The sequence below is a fragment of the Ketobacter sp. GenoA1 genome (assembly GCF_003671475.1).
Lineage (GTDB): Bacteria > Pseudomonadota > Gammaproteobacteria > Pseudomonadales > Ketobacteraceae > Ketobacter.
Window position 1 is genome coordinate 410999 of the sequence record NZ_RCHM01000042.1, and the last position, 19887, is coordinate 430885.

General features: G+C 51.6%; 15 protein-coding genes. 11 read left to right on the plus strand and 4 right to left on the minus strand.

Going from position 1 to position 19887, the window contains the following annotated elements; all coding sequences use genetic code 11:
* The first annotated feature begins 9 nt into the window (after positions 1–9).
* The 6 genes from pheA (at position 10) to D9N13_RS16030 (ending at position 8106) form a co-directional block, all read left to right on the plus strand.
* Positions 10–1110, plus strand: a complete 1101-nt coding sequence (gene pheA, locus D9N13_RS16005; protein WP_290592111.1) for a prephenate dehydratase — start codon at positions 10–12, stop codon at positions 1108–1110.
* Between the two features lies 1 nt (position 1111).
* Complete coding sequence (gene hisC / locus D9N13_RS16010) at positions 1112–2218, plus strand: histidinol-phosphate transaminase (RefSeq protein WP_290592113.1); 1107 nt, start codon at positions 1112–1114, stop codon at positions 2216–2218.
* Entirely contained in the window at positions 2215–4461 is a 2247-nt protein-coding gene (locus D9N13_RS16015) for a bifunctional prephenate dehydrogenase/3-phosphoshikimate 1-carboxyvinyltransferase (RefSeq protein WP_290592115.1), read from the plus strand. The genes hisC and D9N13_RS16015 overlap by 4 nt, the downstream gene beginning before the upstream one ends.
* Positions 4454–5152: a (d)CMP kinase gene (cmk, locus tag D9N13_RS16020; protein WP_290592117.1), complete on the plus strand. Its 699-nt coding sequence runs from the start codon at positions 4454–4456 to the stop codon at positions 5150–5152. The genes D9N13_RS16015 and cmk overlap by 8 nt, the downstream gene beginning before the upstream one ends.
* A 248-nt stretch (positions 5153–5400) precedes the next feature.
* The gene (gene rpsA, locus D9N13_RS16025) at positions 5401–7083 is read left to right on the plus strand and encodes a 30S ribosomal protein S1 (protein ID WP_290592119.1); all 1683 of its coding nucleotides are present in this window, start codon (positions 5401–5403) and stop codon (positions 7081–7083) included.
* A gap of 177 nt (positions 7084–7260) precedes the next feature.
* On the plus strand, positions 7261–8106 hold the full coding sequence (locus tag D9N13_RS16030; protein ID WP_290592121.1) for an SDR family NAD(P)-dependent oxidoreductase: 846 nt from the start codon (positions 7261–7263) through the stop codon (positions 8104–8106).
* Between the two features lie 78 nt (positions 8107–8184).
* Here D9N13_RS16030 and D9N13_RS16035 read toward each other — a convergent pair whose 3' ends face one another.
* Positions 8185–9516, minus strand: a complete 1332-nt coding sequence (locus D9N13_RS16035; RefSeq protein WP_290592123.1) for a TolC family outer membrane protein — start codon at positions 9514–9516, stop codon at positions 8185–8187.
* An 86-nt stretch (positions 9517–9602) separates the two neighbouring features.
* Between D9N13_RS16035 and D9N13_RS16040 the strand changes: the two genes are divergently transcribed.
* Positions 9603–9917 carry a YqcC family protein gene (locus D9N13_RS16040; protein ID WP_290592125.1) on the plus strand — a complete coding sequence of 105 codons (315 nt, stop codon included), beginning with the start codon at positions 9603–9605 and terminating at the stop codon, positions 9915–9917.
* 34 nt (positions 9918–9951) lie between these two features.
* Here D9N13_RS16040 and D9N13_RS16045 read toward each other — a convergent pair whose 3' ends face one another.
* From D9N13_RS16045 to D9N13_RS16055, 3 genes are read right to left on the minus strand one after another with little or no spacing between them, the layout of a single operon-like run.
* Positions 9952–12360, minus strand: coding sequence for a hybrid sensor histidine kinase/response regulator (locus D9N13_RS16045; protein ID WP_290592127.1), 2409 nt, complete (start codon positions 12358–12360; stop codon positions 9952–9954).
* A 42-nt stretch (positions 12361–12402) separates the two neighbouring features.
* A complete protein-coding gene (locus D9N13_RS16050) occupies positions 12403–12813 on the minus strand; it encodes an HIT domain-containing protein (RefSeq protein WP_290592129.1) in 411 nt (136 codons plus the stop codon).
* Positions 12813–14939, minus strand: coding sequence for a carboxy terminal-processing peptidase (locus D9N13_RS16055; protein ID WP_290592131.1), 2127 nt, complete (start codon positions 14937–14939; stop codon positions 12813–12815). The genes D9N13_RS16050 and D9N13_RS16055 overlap by 1 nt, the downstream gene beginning before the upstream one ends.
* Positions 14940–15358: 419 nt before the next feature.
* On the opposite strand from D9N13_RS16055, the gene D9N13_RS16060 reads away from it, so the two are divergent.
* From D9N13_RS16060 to D9N13_RS16075, 4 genes are all read left to right on the plus strand, one after another.
* Positions 15359–16981, plus strand: a complete 1623-nt coding sequence (locus tag D9N13_RS16060; RefSeq protein ID WP_290592133.1) for an OmpP1/FadL family transporter — start codon at positions 15359–15361, stop codon at positions 16979–16981.
* Positions 16982–17034: 53 nt separating this feature from the next.
* Positions 17035–17586 carry a histidine phosphatase family protein gene (locus tag D9N13_RS16065; RefSeq protein ID WP_290592135.1) on the plus strand — a complete coding sequence of 184 codons (552 nt, stop codon included), beginning with the start codon at positions 17035–17037 and terminating at the stop codon, positions 17584–17586.
* A gap of 13 nt (positions 17587–17599) precedes the next feature.
* On the plus strand, positions 17600–17890 hold the full coding sequence (locus tag D9N13_RS16070; protein WP_290592137.1) for a DUF503 domain-containing protein: 291 nt from the start codon (positions 17600–17602) through the stop codon (positions 17888–17890).
* A 493-nt stretch (positions 17891–18383) separates the two neighbouring features.
* Complete coding sequence (locus D9N13_RS16075; RefSeq protein WP_290592139.1) at positions 18384–19874, plus strand: hypothetical protein; 1491 nt, start codon at positions 18384–18386, stop codon at positions 19872–19874.
* Positions 19875–19887: the final 13 nt, after the last annotated feature.

Genomic DNA, 19887 nt, shown 5'->3' on the forward strand with positions numbered 1-19887 from the left:
TTCAGTAGCATGTCTGATTCCAAACCCACACTGGATACCTTACGCAACACCATCGATCAACTGGATCAGCAGATCCAGGCGTTGATCAATCAGCGCGCCCGTTGTGCGCAACAGGTGGCTGACGTCAAGCAGGCGGATATGAGTGACGGCGAAAAGGTGGTTTTCTATCGGCCTGAGCGCGAAGCACAGGTGTTGCGCCGGGTGATGGAGCGCAACACCGGCCCGCTGGATAATGAATCCATGGCGCGGTTGTTTCGGGAAATCATGTCGGCCTGTCTGGCGTTGGAAGAGCCCATGAACATCGCCTACCTGGGTCCTGAAGGCACCTTTACCCAGGCGGCGGCCCAGAAACATTTTGGCCATGCGGTGAAAACGGTTCCCATGCCCACCATCGACGAAGTGTTTCGTGAGGTGGAATCCGGCAGCGCGCATTATGGTGTGGTTCCTGTTGAAAATTCCACTGAAGGCGTGGTGAATACCACCCTGGATTCATTCACTCATGCCAGCGTGACCATTTGCGGGGAAGTGGAGCTGCGTATTCACCATCATCTGATGCTGGGAAAGAATACCCGGGAGGATGCCATTACCCGCATTTATTCCCACCAGCAGTCGTTTGCCCAGTGCCGCCAATGGTTGGATGCCCATTACCCAACGGCTGACCGCATACCCGTCAGCAGCAATGCCGACGCCGCCCGCCGCATGCAGAGTGAGTGGAATGCGGCAGCCATAGCGGGTGAGGTGGCCGCCGAAATGTACGGCCTTAAGGTAGTGGCGTCCAATATTGAGGATAACCCGCACAACAGCACCCGCTTTCTTATCGTCGGGCGTGAGCATGTGCCGGCGTCCGGTGAGGATAAAACATCGATCATTGTATCCATGAAGAACAAACCCGGTGCCCTGTATGAACTGCTGGCTCCCTTTCATGAAGCCGGCATTATGCTGACCCGGGTGGAAACCCGGCCTTCCCGTGATGGCACCTGGGCTTACCTGTTCTTCATCGATTTTGAAGGCCACGAGAACACAGATGCCATTAAAGGGGCACTCAAACGCGTGGAAGACATGGCTGTTTACGTAAAACGTTTGGGTTCCTACCCCAAAGCGGTGCTTTAATATGTCCTGTGATTTTGTTGGATTAGCCACTCCCGGCGTGCAGGGGTTGACTCCTTACGTACCCGGTAAACCCATCGCAGAGCTTGAGCGTGAGCTGGGCATACGCAATATTATCAAGCTGGCCAGCAACGAGAATCCCCTGGGGCCCAGCGCGCAAGTGCTGAGCGCTTTGGATGCGGTGAAAGCCGATTTGACCCGTTACCCCGACGGTAATGGTTTCCTGCTTAAGCAGGCCCTGTCCGCCAAGCTGGGCGTCGGTGCTGACACCATCACCTTGGGTAATGGCTCCAACGATGTATTGGACCTGATCGCACGCGCCTTTCTTTCGCCCGGTGATGAAGCGGTTTTTTCCCAGTACGCATTTGCTGTGTATCCCATCTCTACCCAGGCCTGCGGTGCCACGGCAGTTGTCACCCCGGCACGGGATTGGGGCCATGATCTGCCGGCCATGGCGGCGGCGATTACCGCCAAAACCAAGGTGGTGTTTATCGCCAACCCCAATAATCCAACCGGCACTTCTTTTGGCCGCTCTGAATGGGAAGCGTTTATCAGCGCCGTGCCCGAGTCGGTGCTGGTGGTGCTGGATGAAGCCTATATTGAATATGTGGACACCGCCACGGACGCATTGGACGGCCTCGATTACCTGCCCCAATATCCCAATTTGATTGTGACCCGCACCTTTTCCAAAGCCTATGGCCTGGCGGCGCTACGAGTTGGGTACAGCGTTTCTCATCCGCAAATCGCCAACCTGCTCAATCGGGTACGCCAGCCATTTAATGTGGATTCCTTTGCCCTCGCTGGCGCCTGTGCGGCACTGAACGATGCAGAGTACCTGCAGCGCAGCCGGCTGGTGAATCGTCAGGGTATGGCGCAATTTGTCGAGGCATTTGAACGTCTGGGGCTGGACTTTATTCCCTCCGCCGGGAACTTTATCACCGTGCATTTTGCCGTGGATGGTGCCGAGATCTACCAAAAGTTATTACGTGAAGGGGTCATCGTCAGGCCGGTGGCCAATTATGGTATGCCCCATTCTTTGCGGATCAGTATCGGTCTGCCACAAGAGAACCAGCGTTGTATCGAAGCGCTGCAGCGTGTGTTGGAGCAATGACCAGGGATACGACGCTGCTACGGCCCATGGACCGCGTGGTGATCGTGGGCCTGGGCCTGATTGGCGGCTCCTTTGCCATGGGCCTGAAAGCGCACGGTCTGTGTCATGAGGTGGTGGGTTGCAGTCGCTCGCGCAGTACGTTGGACAGAGGTCTGGCCCTGGGGGTGATCGATCGCGCGGAACCGGATATTCAGGCCGCCGTTGCGGGGGCGGACCTGGTGATGCTGGCCGCTCCCATCGGCGCCACGGAAGCGCTGCTCAAAGCCATGGCTCCCGCCCTGGATGGTAATACCGTGGTAACGGATGCAGGCAGCGTAAAGGGTAACGTGGTGGCCGCGGCCCGTGCTGTGTTCGGCAAAGTGCCACCCTGGTTTGTACCTGGCCACCCCATCGCCGGTTCCGAACGCAGTGGGGTTGAAGCGGCCAAGGCCGATCTGTACGTGAATCATAAGGTGATCCTTACCCCCACCCCCGAAACCGATCCTGAAGCTCTCAATCTGGTACAGCATACCTGGCGCGGTATGGGGGCCGATGTCCTGTGTATGGACGTGGCGCAGCACGATGCAGTACTGGCCGCCACCAGTCATTTGCCCCATCTGTTGGCCTTCTCACTGGTGGATACGCTGTCCAAAGAGGATGAAAATCAGGAGATATTCCGGTACGCTGCCGGCGGTTTTCGTGACTTCACCCGAATCGCATCCAGTGATCCAACGATGTGGCACGATATTTTCATTGCCAATCGTCAGTCAGTTTTGGACGTAATCGGGCATTTCAGCCGTGGGCTGGAGGTGTTCAAAACCGCAGTGGAGCAGGAAGACTCTCAAGCCATATTGGGTATTATGACCCGAGCCAAAGTGGCCCGTGATCACTTTACCAAAATGTTAGCAAAGCGTGCGTACAGTAAGACTATGACTGAAAAGAATATTGTGTTCACGGCCCATGCGGGCGGTGCAGTGAAAGGGAGCATCCGGGTTCCAGGTGACAAGTCGATCTCCCATCGTTCCATTATGATGGGCTCGCTGGCGGATGGTGTGACGGAAGTTTTTGGCTTTCTGGAAGGGGAAGACAGTCTCGCCACGTTGCAGGCCTTTCGGGATCTGGGCGTGACCATCGAAGGCCCGAATAATGGCCACGTGAAAATATACGGGGTTGGCATGCATGGCCTGTTGCCACCCCACGGCCCGTTGTATCTGGGCAACAGTGGTACCTCCATGCGTCTCTTGGCGGGGTTGCTGTCGGCACAGAACTTCGACGTGGAGTTGACTGGTGACGAGTCCTTGTCGCGGCGCCCCATGGGACGGGTGACCAAGCCACTGGCGCAGATGGGGGCCGCGATCGAGTCGCAAGAGGACGGTACACCGCCCTTGAAGATTCAGGGCGGCCAGGCCTTGAAAGGGATCCACTATGATATGCCCATGGCCAGCGCCCAGGTGAAATCCTGTATTTTGTTGGCGGGTTTGTATGCAGAAGGCGCTGTCAGCGTGACAGAACCGGCGCCGACCCGGGATCACACCGAGCGAATGCTGCGAGGCTTTGGATACCCCGTGACCAGCGACGGCAACAAGATTACGTTGATCGGTGGTGGTGGTTTGACCGCAACCACCATCGATGTGCCAGCTGATATCTCGTCTGCGACCTTCTTCATGGTCGCCGCCAGCATTACGCCCGGGTCCGATCTTACCCTCGAGCACGTGGGTATCAATCCAACCCGAATCGGGGTTCTCAATATCCTGAAGGCTATGGGTGGCAAGATTGAGGTGCACAATGAACGGGAAGTGGGTGGTGAACCGGTTGCAGATATTCGGGTGCAGTATGCCCCTTTAAAAGGCATTCACATTCCTGAAGACCAGGTGCCGCTGGCCATTGACGAGTTTCCGGCCTTGTTTGTTGCCGCTGCCTGTGCAGAAGGCACCACGGTGCTTACCGGTGCGGAGGAGTTGCGTGTCAAGGAAAGTGATCGCATTCAGGTTATGGCCGATGGTTTGCAAGCGTTGGGTGTAAAGGCGGATGCAACCGCAGACGGCATTGTGATCGAAGGCGGCCCGCTCGGTGGTGGTACTGTGGAAAGCCACGGGGATCATCGGATTGCCATGTCGTTTGCAGTGGCCGCATTGCGTGCCGAGGCCGACATCACCATAAATAATTGCGCTAATGTGGCGACTTCTTTCCCCAATTTCGTTGAATTGTCACGGAAAGTCGGTATGAAGCTGGATGTCGCAGAAGTAGGAGAATCTCATGCTTAACAGCCCAGCCAACGCTCCGGTTATCACCATTGATGGTCCGGGGGGTTCCGGTAAAGGAACCATCGCACAAAAAGTCGCAAAATCAATCAGTTGGCATTTGCTGGATAGTGGTGCCCTGTATCGTTTGGTGGCACTGGCGGCCGCTAATCACGGGGTGTCACTGGATAATGAAGAAAGCCTCCAGATCCTGGCCGAGAATATGGATGTGCAGTTTCTGGTGGATGATCCCGATCAACCCATGCGCATTGTGCTGGAAGGCGATGTGGTAACCAAGGATATCCGTTCAGAAGAAGTGGGGCGGGATGCATCCAAAGTTGCCACCCTGCCCAGTGTTCGCGCCGGGTTGCTGCAGCGCCAGCATGATTTCCGGGAGGCCCCGGGTCTGGTGGCGGATGGACGGGATATGGGCACGGTTGTGTTCCCGGATGCGGAATTGAAGATATTCCTCACCGCGAGCGCGGAAGAACGGGCCCAAAGACGCTTCAAACAGTTGCAAGACAAGGGCATGAGTGCTAATTTAGCCGACCTTCAAGCAGCGATACAATCCCGCGATGAGCAGGATATGAATCGTGCCGTGGCGCCCCTGGTGCCGGCGGACGACTCGATCGTAATTGACAGTACTGACATGACTATCGATGAGGTGTTCACCGAGTTAATGAATCATGCCAGAAACAAGGGGCTTGTGAAGTAATCCTAAGGTATTGAATATCAAGGGTTAGGCAAGTCAAATCCGGGCATAGACCCGGGCAGAATAATAAGCGTATGGGGACTCACCTCAGGGTGGTTTTCATTCGCTTTTTGGCGTTTTTCAGGGCCGTATTTGCCAGCTGGTGCTGAAAAACTAAGCAAAACAACCCGTACGGTGCTGGTAGCGTATGGCGGTATCGGCTAACACCTATCAATCCAAATAGGGTTAGCTATCAATGACAGGTAAAACACATGAGCGAAAGCTTTGCCGAACTATTTGAAGAAAGTTTAAAAGAACTGGACATGACCCCCGGGTCCATCGTTAAGGGCACCATTGTGTCCATCGATGACGACTGGGTGACGGTATACGCCGGCCTGAAATCGGAAGGTGTGATTCCTCGGGATCAATTCCTGAGTGAAGCTGGCCAGCTGGAGATCAACGTTGGTGATGAAGTCGACGTTGCTCTGGAATCGCTGGAAGATGGTTGGGGTGAAACCCGTCTGTCCCGTGAAAAGGCGAAACGCGCTGAATCCTGGAAGCGTCTGGAATCTGCCTTCGAAGCAGACGAAGTGGTCAAAGGTATCATTAACGGTAAGGTCAAAGGCGGCTTCACCGTGGATATCGAATCCGTCCGTGCCTTCCTGCCCGGTTCTTTGGTTGATGTTCGTCCGGTGCGTGACACATTGCACCTGGAAGGCAAAGAGCTCGAATTCAAAGTCATCAAGTTGGATGCCAAGCGCAACAACGTGGTGGTATCCCGTCGTGCGGTTCTGGAAGCAGAAAACAGTGCAGAGCGCGAAGCGCTGCTGGAAAAACTGCAAGAGGGAATGGAAGTCAAAGGTATCGTCAAGAACCTCACCGACTACGGTGCGTTCGTGGATCTGGGTGGTATCGATGGTCTGTTGCACATCACCGACATGGCCTGGAAGCGCATCAAGCATCCAAGCGAAATCGTGGAAGTGGGCGACGAGATCAATGTAAAAGTATTGAAGTTCGATCGCGAGCGCAATCGTGTTTCTCTGGGCCTCAAGCAGTTGGGCTCTGATCCCTGGGTTGAAATCACCAACCGTTATCCGGAAGGCAGCCGCGTAAAAGCCAAGGTCACCAACCTGACCGATTACGGCTGCTTTGCTGAATTGCAGGAAGGTGTTGAAGGTCTGGTACACGTTTCCGAAATGGATTGGACCAACAAGAACGTACATCCTTCCAAAGTCGTTTCCATCGGCGAAGAAGTTGACGTTATCGTTCTGGATATTGATGAAGAGCGTCGTCGTATCTCCCTGGGTATCAAGCAGTGCAAGCCTAATCCTTGGGAAGAGTTCGGTACCCGTTTCAACAAGAACGACAAGATCTCCGGCAAGATCAAGTCCATCACCGATTTCGGTATCTTCATCGGCCTGGATGGTGGTATTGACGGTCTGGTGCATTTGTCTGATATCTCCTGGGATCTGCCTGGTGAAGAAGCGGTTCGCGAATACAAGAAAGGTGACGAGATTGAAACCGTTATCCTGTCTGTAGACCCAGAGCGGGAGCGCATTTCTCTGGGCATCAAGCAATTGGAGCAAGATCCCTTTGCGATGTATGTCCAGGATAATGACAAAGGCGCGATTGTTACCGGTACCGTTAAGTCGGTAGATGCAAAAGCGGCGGTTGTTGAACTGATCGATGGTGTGGAAGCCACCCTGAAGGCGTCTGAACTGAGCCGTGATCGTGTGGAAGATGCCCGTAGTCACCTGAATGAAGGTGATCAGGTTGAAGCGCGTATCATCAGCGTTGATCGTAAGAACCGTGCGATCAGTCTATCTGTGAAAGCGAAAGATGTGGCTGACGAGAAGGAAGCCATGAAAGCGCTGAATCAGAACCAGAATCAGGAAGCTGCACCGAAGACGATCGGTGATCTGATCAAGCAACAGTTGGAAAACGCTGACAAGTAAGCGTCAACGTTATCCGATAAAAAAACGGCTGCCTTTGGCGGCCGTTTTTTTTGTGCGAATGTTATCGTACTGAAGGCTGGATAAGTCAGGGGCCACTGGTTTTTTCAGTAAATATTTTGTATATGATTGAGTGCAATACCAATAATTACACAAAGCTTGGTTAAGTTAGGAGTGATGATGAAACAACTGCAAGGCAAAGTAGCGGCGATTACCGGTGCGGGATCCGGTATCGGCCGGGCGCTGGCCGTGAAGCTGGCGCAATTGGGGTGTGAAGTTGCCATATCCGATAAGAATGAGGCAGGGCTGGCGGAAACCGCAACGTTGCTTCAGTCGTTTGCCGTAAAAAGTACGGCTTGTGCTCTGGATGTAGCTGATCAGGCTGCTGTGTACGCGTGGGCTGAGAAGGTGGTGGCGGATCACGGGCGAGTGAATCTGATATTCAATAATGCCGGTGTCGCCCTGAGTGAAACGGTGGAAAGCATGAGCTACGAAAATTTTGAGTGGCTGATGAATATTAATTTCTGGGGTGTTGTGTACGGTACAAAGGCGTTTCTACCCTATCTGAAACAGGCAGGAGAAGGTCACGTAATCAATGTCTCCAGTGTGTTTGGCATGATCGGCGTACCAACGCAGAGCGCCTATAATGCGGCTAAATTCGCGGTGCGCGGATTCACAGAGTCACTGAGAGAAGAAATGGCGATTGAAGGGGCGAATGTTGCTGTCTCTTGTGTTCATCCAGGCGGGATCAAAACCAATATAGTACGTAGCAGCCGCATTGGGGAAGTGGGTAAAGTGGGAACCAATGATCGATCCAAAGCGGCAAAAATGTTTGATAAGGCAGCCCGCACCAGTCCGGAACAGGCCGCACAGGTTATTATTGACGGCGTAACAAAAGATAAACCACGAATTTTGATCGGTACAGACGCACGGGTTATTGATAGTGTGCAGCGGTTGTTGCCCACGGGTTATCAGAATTTGCTTATTTGGGGTGCCAAGCGTAATTATGAAAAGCACAACAGCTGAAGCCGCTGTTCTCAATACAAAAAAGAAGGGGCCCGATAGGCCCCTTCTTTGATGCTGATTATAATGTGCCAGGTTGCATTACCGTTCCATCCATTGTTCCAGTGTCAGTAGCTCTTCTTCGGTCAGCATACCTGCAACCCGTTTCAATCGCAGTGAATTCAAAACGTAATCAAAACGGGCATTGGTATAGTCGCGCTCATTCTGGAACAGATTACGTTGCACGTTAAGAACATCCACAATGGTACGGGTTCCGGCCTCATAGCCAGCCTGGGTAGCTTCCAGTGCTACTTTGGCGGAGTTAGTGCTTTGTTTGCGCGCCGTGACTTCAGCCACATTGGCAATCGTTAACTGATAAAAATTGGTGACATCCTGTATTGTCTCACGACGAGCCTGATGTTCCAGATCCTGGGCAGCCAGAAACTGGTATTGGCTTTGTCTGCGGCTGGCACTGATGGCGCCACCACTGTAGAGTGGGATTTCCAGTTCCAGGCCAATGATGTTACTGGTGGTATCCGGGCTGGTGCCACCTGTTGCCAATGATTGTGCATCGGTGCTGGAATAGTTGTGGGTGCCTACCAGGTCTAATGTCGGGGCGTGTTTGCCGCGCTGGCTTTTGTAGTTTTGCTGAGCTGCTTCGGCCGCATAGATGGCTGCCTGAAGATTGGCATTGTTCGCCAGAGCCCGCTCAATCCATAGGTTCACATCGAGAGGCTCAGGAACGGTAACAGCAAGATCCTTACGGATGTCCACTACATTCTCCACCGTGGCACCCGTAATGGTCTCCAGCAGGCGCAGCGCCACGAATTGGTCGCTTTCAGCGCTGATGCGTGAACTGACGGCAACATCGTAGGCAGCTTGGGCTTCGTGGACATCGGTAATCGCCACCAGGCCGACCTCAAAGCGTTGTTTGCTTTGCTCCAGTTGCCGGGCGATGGCCTCCTGTTCAGCTTTGCGGTAAGTCAGATTGGCATTGGCCCGCAGTACGTCCAGGTAACGGCTGACTACACGCAGGTAAAAAACTTCAGTGGTATTCTGAAACTCAGCAGAATATTGGCTATCCAGGGCTTTTCCCACTTTGTAAGTGTGCCAATTATCAAGGCGAAATAACGGTTGACGTAGATTGGCCGAGTAACCGTGGCTGTCATAGTCGTCGTCGCCCAGATCTTCGTATTCCACGTCATTCTGACGGTAGTTTACAGTGAGGTTGATCTGAGGTAATAAGCCGGAGCGATTCTGGTCAATGACCTGCTGGTTGGCCTGATAGGTGTTTTTGGCAGCGGCCCATTGCGGATCGTTTTGTTGGGCAAGTTCGTAGGTCCGTTGCAGCGTGAGAACCTCAGCGCTGACAATGGTGGAGCCGAGTAGCATAGCGCCACAGATAACCGCTTGCTTGAGTTGACTGGTTTTCATGAAAAACCCCGTTTTCAGATTACATTGGGATAGCTTAAATGTGAGTGTATTATTGTCCACTGGTTCAATCGAGTGAAGGTTTTTTTATGGCAGATCGAACATTGTTATTGGCGCTGCTGATTAATCTCGAAACGGAAATGCGTGAAATGGGCCTTTGGGAGCCACAAAGCCCACCTGCCTCGGCGTTTGATAGCCAGGTGCCGTTTTGCTACGACACCATGAATTTTGCCCAGTGGTTGCAATGGGTGTTTATTGCCAGATTCAGGGCGATTTTGGAAGGTGGCCATCCGTTGCCGCAAAATTGTGATGTTGCCCCAATGGCGGAAGAATGTTTCAGTAAGATGGAATTGAACTCTGATGCTATCGTAAGTTTGTTACGGCAATTTGATCAGGAATTTTGAATGAGTTTGCGGCCTCCTGCAGTGTAGTAAAGCCTCAGGATAGCATTGCTTTGTTTTCGGTCATGGTTTGTTGGATTTTTTCCCGTAAAGCATCTATGCGAATAGGCTTGGTAATATACTCATCCATTCCCGCCTGTAAACAAAGCTCTCTTGATTCCCCCACTGCATGAGCAGTAACAGCAATGATCGGCTTTCTGGGCAGGCGGTTATTCATTTCAAATTCCCTGATGCAACGGGTGGCTGCGTAACCATCCATTTCAGGCATTTCACAATCCATCAATACGACATCCAGCTCATGGTGATGGTCTTGGTAATATTCCAATGCCTCTTTGCCGTTAGTGGCAAATTCCGCCACAATGCCAAGCTTGGTAACCAGCCCCTTCACCACTACGCGATTGACTTCATTATCCTCAGCCACCAGAAGTTTCAGATTCATTGGCGCGGAAGTGGTTTCCATAGCGCGCGGCACGCGCTGGTTATCCAGTGGAAGATCAGAGTTTTTTCCTACCTCGAAGCGACAGTGAAACCAGAATGTTGAGCCTTTTCCGGTTTCACTGTCTACACCGATATCACCATTCATGATATGAACCAGCTCTTTGCAAATGGAGAGACCCAGGCCGGTGCCCCCATAACGGCGGGTGGTAGAGCTGTCGGCCTGAGTAAACGGCGTAAACAGGTTATTCTGCACGTCCCGGGAAATGCCGATGCCGGTGTCTTTTACCTGAAACCCAATGGTGACGCGATTGTCTGAGTGGTTCTCTGTATTGGCGATGATGCCAATACTGCCGTGTTTGGTGAATTTCACCGCGTTGCTCATAAGGTTCAGTAGTACCTGGCGTAAGCGGGTGGGATCACCAATCAGTACAGGGGGAATGTCCTTGGCGACTCGAGTGTAGAAACTCAAATTACTGGATAGCTCTTTGCTTTGAAATACTGAAAGGCATTCTGCGATCAGGTCGTGGGGGTTGAAGGGGATGCGCTCCAAGTCCATGCGTTTGGCTTCAATTTTAGATAGATCAAGAATGTCATTGATCAGGTGGAGCAGGGCATTGCCGGAGTTGTAAATTGTGTCTACGTAACGCTTTTGGTCTTTGGTCAGAGAGGTTTCTTTGAGCAGCTCTGCAATACCAATGACGCCGTTCATCGGAGTACGAATCTCGTGACTCATTTTCGCCAGGAATTCACTTTTTGCTGCGCTGGCCGCCTGGGCCTTATAGGCTTCGCGCATTTTTTCCAATAATTGGTTTTGTGCTTTCGATTTTGCTTTTCTTTCTTCAGTAAAATAACTGCCGAAAGCCATTGAAAGTAAAGCTACTTCGATGGAGGCACCGATCTGGGCGGCATTCTCAGTAACGAAATTGCTGGGGATTATGCCTGTGTAGTTCAGTGCAAACATGGTAAAGCCACTGGCGACAATGATCCAGGCAAACGAATAGAATCGCGCGACATGAACGCCTTTTTTCCAGGCAAGAATACCAGCGGTCAGATTCAGAATAACGGTGATGATGAGCATGATCATGCATGCTTGCAGCAGTAGGGTATAGCTGCCTACAAAACTGGACACCATAATGCCAAAGCCGACAAATGTGCTGATGCACATCAAATAAAAAAGTGTCGGTGTATGTTTGCGTACTTCCAGAAAGAATATTGAAAACAATAATGCGAAGGTAATGGTTCCACCGAGAAAAAACATGATGGAGATCTGGTTCCAGATCGGCCATGTGGGCCAGATGTATTGGTAACCAAAGCCGCGCCAAGCGGAAAATGCAAACATCTGGCAAAGCAAATAGGCGACGTAGTACAGATAGGAGGGGTTGCGTACGATAAAAAACAGAAACAGGTTGTAGAAAAACATGATCAGCATGCCACCAATGAAAACTCCTTGCCCGAGCATGAAGCTTTGATCGGATTTGATGAACTCTGCTTCTTCCCACAGATAAAGCGGCATTTTGACGGAGCCCTGTGTTTCCAGCCGAATGTAAATTTCAGTTGGTACCGTAGGGGGCAGTGCTAATGGAAAAAGAAAGTTGCGGTGATCAATAGGGCGATGTTCGTGGGGCAGCTTGTCACCCACATGGTAGGCCTGAATAATCTCTTTATTGCGTACAATGTACACATCAAGGTAATCGATGAGTGGGTAATCAACGTTTAGTAGCCACTCCGTACGTTGGCTGTGTTTGTTGACCAATGAGGTTCTGAACCAGAATATAGACTGGCTGTAGCCGAAATTGGGTACAGTCTCTTCTGAGTTGAACCAGTCGTCTTCGTTCTCGTTTTTTAGAAAGTTACTGACCCGTTTGTTACCCTGCGGATCTTCCAGAATCTGCAGACTGGAACCGAGTTCATTGACACTGTTGTAGTCGTTGATGAAAACCCTTTCTGGTGTGGCTGCTGCCAATGCAGGCATCATCAACGCCGCCACTATTAGTACAAGGTGGCTCATTGAGCATGGGATTGAAGCCAGTGCGCGCATGCGATCCTTAGATCAGTGCTGGTTAAAATAATCGTTGATGATGTTTGACCTGGATTGAGCTTCCTGCTTGTTCATTGGAGCAGGTGGAAATAACCCCCATACCGGCTTTGGCCAGGCAGAATCCTGCTGATTTCTGCCAATCACATGAACATGGAGTTGGCTGACCATATTACCCAAAGCAGCCGTATTGATCTTGGTACTGCCAAAGCCTTCTGCAATAGCCTTACCCAGTTCTACACAATAGAGATGCAGTCTGACTTGTGTTTCCTGGGGCAGCTCATGCCATTCGCGTACGCCATCTATTTTGGGTACAACAATGAACCAAGGGTACTGCCGATCATTCATCAGCAGTACCAGCAGATCTTCTTCTTCGCGAACCTGAAACGTATCGGCGGCCAGCTGGGGGTGAAGCGAAAATGCCATTAATGCTGCGCCATTCGGGTTTGGGGAGATTGCAGGGCTATGTAATCCGACAATATTTTTCCAGTCTCTTTTAACTCATAGTCAATGTCGATCTGGCCGTGACGCGATGCGGCGCTCTCGGATTTTTCTTCCAGACTGGCTTCCAGTTCTTCAAAGGTTTTAAATGGCTTTTCACCCAGTGCTTCACGGCGTTTGTTTTCAATGGTTAACCGACGCTGCTCCAACTCTTTTTTCTCCTGCTGCCGGGTTTTCCAGTTGAGGCTTACTTTTGTTTTGGCGCGCGCAGTTTCAATGCTTGCCATCTGATCTTTTACGTACTGAAACTCAGGATTGTGGTCTACCCGCTCTTCGTGGGCTGTGCGCAAATACGTGAGGTTGGTTTCCAGCATGGGGTCACGATGATAGCGTGCCGGGCGTATCTGGTCGGAAGGCAGGGCGTGTGGCAGGGAGCTTTCACCGATTTCGTCATGATCAATCAGGCTGGGAAATTCGATGTCTGGAACAATGCCCGCATGCTGATTGCTGAAGCCGGACACGCGATAGAATTTGGCCATAGTGACCTTAAGACGATCCCCGCGTGAACCATAATTCAGTGGTTGCAGCGATTGTACGGTGCCTTTGCCAAAGGTGCGGTCGCCAACAATAATGCCACGCTGGTAATCCTGTATGGCCCCGGCAAAAATCTCTGACGCGGAAGCACTCAGACGGTTAACCATAACGGCCAGAGGTCCGTCGTACAGAACATCCGGATCATGATCTTCCAGTACTTCAATGCTGCCATTAAACGATTTGATCTGTACCGTTGGGCCAGTTTTGATGAACAGGCCAAGCATTTGGTTGACTTCAGTCAGAGAGCCACCGCCGTTGTTGCGTAGATCAATCACCAGCCCGTCGACCTGTTGTTTCTTTAGATCTTCGATCAGGTGGGCCACGTCGAACGTGGTGGAACGGCATTGACTTCCGGCATTCTTCAAGCACTCCAGATTGGCATAAAAGGTGGGCACGTTAATGATGCCGATCTTCTGCTTGCCGTCAGGCGTTTCGATTTCCATGATTTCCGATTGCGCGGCACGATCTTCCAGATTTACGGTGTCTCGCTTGATACTGATCACTTTGGTGTCTGACTCACTTTTTGAATCCCCTGGAATCACTTCCAGAAACACCATGGTGTCTTTCTTGCCACGAATTCGTTGAACCACTTCATCCAGACGCCAGCCGACCACATCAATAATCTCTGCGCGGCTTTGCCCAACTCCGATGATACGGTCGGCTTCTTTCAACTGCTGCCCTTTCTCGGCGGGGCCGCCGGTTACCAGGCTCACGACCTTGGTGTACTCGTCATCACTTTGCAATACCGCTCCAATACCCTCCAGTTGGAGGCTCATATTGATGTCGAAGTTTTCTGACACTTTGGGTGAGAAATACTGCGTGTGCGGATCGTAAATCTGGGTGAACGCATTCATGTAAATTTCGAAGGCGTCTTCGCTGTTGGCCTGTTTTACCCGATTCAATTGATTGCGGTAACGCCGCTCCAGAGTTTCTTTGATTTCCTCATCGGTTTTACCCATCAGGCGCATGGTGATGACCGTATCTTTCAGGCGCCGGCGGGAAAGATCGTTGAGGGCATTTTCATCTTTTGCCCAGGTACTTTTTTCAGGATCCCGCTCCAGGGTTTCATCCTTACTGAAATCCAGAGCATCCAAGCCTTGCGCTATCAGGCCCAGTGAGTACTCAAGGCGTTCACTGATGCGCTTTTGGTAGCGATTGAAGATTTCAAACGCCGGCTGCAGGTTGGAGCGTTGCAGGGCATCGTCGAGCTGGGCGCGGTAGCGCTCAAAGTCAGCAATATCCGCTGCCATGAAGTAAGCTTTGCCACCATCCAAAGACTGCAGATAGTTATCAAGAAACTCGCTGGAGAGCGTGTCGTCCAGGTCATGTTTACGCATGTGATAGCGATTTACACCATCGAGAATCCGAACTGAGGTGATCGCCTGGGCCCGTGTGGGTTTCAGGGTTTCCTGTGCCTGGGGAAGGCTGGCCTGCACACTGCTGCCCAGAATACAGATCGCGATGGCGAATACTGAGGTAGACAGGAACCGGAGGGCGGGCGTTTTTATTAGAGTCATGACAATACCAACATCAGCTTTTATTAACGGCTGCAAAGTAAACAAAACAGGTTTGCGTAGTACGCATCCAACCATATTACGTACATTGGACACAGATCAAGCGCGTTCTATCCACGACGTTTCATAAGTGTAACCCAATCCGCCATCCGTGCCTCAGCGCAAACGTGATAAGTATCTAATTTATTGAAACTTAAAGGAAAGCAGGGTGGTTATCGGGCATACAAAAAACAACTTGAAAAGTTCATGACAGGGGATAGACTAGACATTCACTGAAATATGTCTCACAAGGGTGGGGTGGTGATTGAGTGTAGTGTGTATTCAAATTACCCATTCTGAGTACTTGAGACATGGCTTATTGCTAATAAAAACAACAATTTGAAGGCTCCTGTTTGAGCCTGCTGGTGAAGTAGAGGGAATCCATGTTGAAAAATTCTGCCAGTCGGCAGCTCGGATGTAGGGCTTTGCAGCTGTCTGCGTCTGCCCTGTTGCTTGCTTCTCAGGTATCCTTTGCTGCATTGTCTGAGAATTTGACGATCTCCAATCCCAAGGCCCTGGCCCTGGGTAACGCTGTTACGGCGGATCCCCCCGGAATCGATTCCATTCATTTTAACCCCGCAGGCTTGGCCAGGGTGCATGGGCGTGAGGGGCTGTTCAAACTGGCCTTTGCCCATTTTAACCTGCAGGCCGATTTTGGCAGTTACTCCTCCAGGGCCCAGGAGCAAATTGACATTTGGGCACTTGGGGAAACCGATCCGGTTGAAAATTCCCACAGTGAAACCGATACCATCATGGTGAAAGTGCCATTTGTGGATGGCAGGCAGGAGTGGCCGCTGCCTTTTATCATTGTGCCAACCGGGGGTGCGGCATTTCGCCCCGAAGGCAAGGATTACACTCTGGGAACCGCGGCATTTGCGCCACTGGCGGCAGGCTACCTGCGTGACGATGATGACCCGGGGCGCTTTATGGGTAAGGAAATGGCCCTGACTCGGATTACCTACTTTTCCCCCACCATCGGTTTCCAGCTCAATGACGAATGGTCCGTTGGCGCGGGCATTCATTTCTCATATGCAGGCATTTCTGCTTATACCGATCTCAGAGTGAACCACCTGGCATTGGGAGTGGTAAATAACCTGCTTGACGATCTGGACGAGGGTGGCTGCCTGTCGGGCCTGTTCACCTTTTGCGGGGAGACCATGAGCCCCTACGAATACGCTGTCGGACTGGAGGTGGACGTTGAAACTCCTTTGTCCGTCAATGCAGTGTTTGGAGCGCTGTGGGAGCCAACGCCCTGGCTCACCTGGGGTTTTGTCTATCAGATGGAAGCCAAGCAACGCATGACCGGTAGCTATCGAATGACTTATTCAGAGGACTGGCAGGCAATATTCGGCAAGATTAATGATGAGCTTGGTGCCCTTTCCAGTTTATTGGGGCTGCCGGTGGGCCTGGCAGAGCAGACCGGTGATGCCACCGTTAACCTCAAGTACCCGGCGCATTTTTCCACGGGCATCAGTGTGCAAATCCTGCCCCGGTGGAAGTTCAATATGGATGCCAAATGGACCGATTGGGGTGTTTGGGAAGGTCTTAAAATCGAGTATGACACCAAGCAGGAATTCAACGGAGTTGCCGCCGCCCTGGCCCCGGAATACGCCACCGACGACACTCTGATTATTCCCCGACATTATGAGAGCACCTGGAATCTGGCGTTTGGGGTAGAGCATCAGTACAGCGACCGTTTAACCCTGCGGTTTGGTTGGGAGCCCCGCACATCGTCCATTCCTGATGATAAACAGGGTGTGTTACTGCCCTTTGGCGACGCCAACCTTTATACCATTGGCTTTGGTTTTGACTGGAAGCAGGGTAAGCACTTTGATTTTGCTTTGGGCTATATGCGTGCGGAGGCGGATATCCCCGCCGGCAGCAGTACCAATTCCAACAGCGATGACCCGTACAGCAATATTCTGTATAACCCCTATGCGGGAATGGATATTGAAACGTCTGTGGACGCGATCCTGCTGGAGGCCAGTTATAGCTGGCAGTTTTAAGGCCGCTTAAGCGTCCAGATGCGTCCTGGTAAAATCTGATGTAGTCTTGGCTAATGAAAACGATTTTTCTGATTCGCCACGGGGAGGCGGCGGCCTCCTGGGATGACAATCCCGATCCTGAACTCAGTGATGGGGGTTACCAACAGGCCAAATCATTGGTTGGTGTTTTCTCCACAGCAACGGTAAGCCATATCTACAGCAGCCCGATGCTGCGTGCGCAACAGACGGCCAAGCCCCTTGCCCTGGCCAGAAACCTCTCGATCAGCGTTGATGATGCTTTTCGTGAAATTCCCACACCGGTAAACATTCCTGTAGAAAAGCGTGTAGCCTGGTTGAAGCGTTGCGCCGATCGCTCCTGGCAGGAAATGGATTCGGCCCTGTCTGCCTGGCGTGAGAGAATCATTGCACGCTTTCAGGAATTGCCGGACAACACCGCAGTGTTCACTCATTTTATGGTGATGAATGCCGTGTTCGGCTTTTTGCAGGGTTCCACCAGGCTGGTGGCTTATCAGCCTGGCCATTGCTCTGTGCTCACGTTAGGGTGGCGCAACGGGCGGTGGTGCATTGTGGATGCGGGGAGGCAGTCTCCCAGCCCTGTGCTGTAGCTGCGTATACACGATGCCAACCGCTTATATTCTTTACGCTGAATTTGAACTGCATATTCCCTACAGCCATTCCCTCAAGCAAAAGCGCCAGGTTGTGCAACGGTTGCGGGATCGGGTTCGAAACCAGTTTAATGTTTCCATTGCGGAAGTCGGGGCGTTGGATGAATGGCAGCGTGCCGGGCTGGCGCTGGTGATGGTGGGAAACAATCGAACCCAGCTGGATAGGCAGCTTAATGCCCTGGAAACCCTGGTATTGGGAGCGGTGGACGCGGAGGTTCAGTGGCTTGGTCGCCAGTGGCTTTGACGCAAATGCTAGCGCCCCGAGAGAAGGGGCGTTTTTAACAGTCTTTTAGTATGTTTATTCTAAAATTAATTGATAATCTGATTCCAAGTTGGAGCTCTTGATATATAGGGGCTCCAAATCACAGAATTTTGGTTGTGCCGACCAAACCTGTTGTTGAAATTAGCGAACTTTCTCGCCCGGACCTCATCGGGCATTCCCTTAGCCCGCCTCCCAAGCGGGCATTTTTTTGCCCGAAATTTAATCTTAGCAGATTTGGTGGTAATGCAAGGTGTCCTGACTAATTCCGGCCATTTTTTGAGTGAATTTTGTTCGGGTGTCAGTAATTCTTCAAAAAATCAGCAGGTTGTGACGGTTTTTTGGGAACTTTTTTTTGATGTTGGCATTATTTCGCCTAGACTTCGGAGTAGACAGCAGAGGTCTGAGTCGCCACCACTTTAGCTGCCTGTTTTTTTATGTGGTGGTTGTTTTTGTCTAAAAACTAAAGGAAACAACAATGGTTAAGAAGAAAACGTCCTTAGCCTTGTTGCCATTAACTCTTTGCTTCTCCAGTTTGCCGGTGCTTGCTGCTACCACCGCAGATCTGGAAAAGAGGTTAGAGCAACAAGAAAAGCAAATTAAGCGACTGGAGAACCGATTGAAAGGGACTCGGGCCGCTGTCAAAGAAAACCGCTCCCGACTTTCCGATGCCGCCGACCGTTTGAAAATAAACGGGTTCTTCTCTGGAGGCGCGTCTGTGTTGGATGACGATGGCATCGTTGAGCAGACTTACGGTATTGAAGACGATTACAACTCCACGTCGATTACGAAAGCGGGTATCCAGATGACGTTTGAGGTCTCTGAAGATATCGATGCCACAGTTCAGCTGGTGAGCCGCGGTACGGAAGACTACAACGTGGACGCCGAGTGGGCCTACCTGTCATATGAAGTAGTCGACGATTTGACGTTGCGTGTGGGCAGAAGCCGAATTCCATATTATCTGCTGTCGGAATACCTCGATGTGGGCTACGCCTACCCTTGGGTACGACCACCGCTGGAAATGTATAACATTCCTTTAAGCAGCACGGACGGTATTTCAGCATTGTACGATTTCAACGTCGCTGATATTAACTTCACCTTACAGGCATATGCCGGTAGTACCGCGGGTGAGAGCGATTTGTTGGAAGCCGATTTCTCACTGAATAATCAGTGGGGTACCGCGTTGTTTGCCGAATGGAAAGATTTCACTTTCCGGGTGGGTTACAACACCGGATCACTGGATGTTGAAAACCTTGATGAGGGTGGTTCCGGGGCCTCATTAGTGGCGGGTACTTCCGGTGTGATTGCCCTGGGTAATACCATTGGTGTAGCTGATCCCATCAGTGAAACCGTCCTGACCAATGCCCGTACTCAATATATGTCTGCAGCCGGTATGTACGATAACGGTAAGTTGCTGGTAATGGCTGAGATATCCAACCTACGGGTTGAGGATCTGGCTCAGCCTGCTGGGGACGGTGGCTACGTCACGGTGGGTTATAGGTTTGGTAAGTGGATGCCGCATTTAACTTATGCGAAGTTCTATACCGATAGTTATCACGACGAGAAAATTGATGACATTACTGATTATGCAGCGGAGGTGGCGGCGCAGGCCTATTTTGTAACAGCAAATACTCCGGCGGATCTTTCAGCAGAAATCGCAAGTGTTCTTGAGTTCCGAGGTGGCATGCAGCCACTGGTTCAGCAACAGCAATCCTACACGTTGGGGTTAACCTACGATCTTAGTCCGCGGGTAAAAGCCAAGATTGAGGTGGCCCACTACGAGAACTTTGGTAGCTATGAGGTTATAGGTGATTACACTCCATTGCCTACTGCGGGGGGGGTTGTTGGGGTGCCTGTAACCCAGGAATTCCAGGGTACAGGTCGCTTCGCCAAGCGGGATGCTACAGAAATAGACGCGGCGGGTAATCATACCGCTATCTACTCCTTCTCAATCGACGCCGTATTTTAAGGGGGGAGCAGAT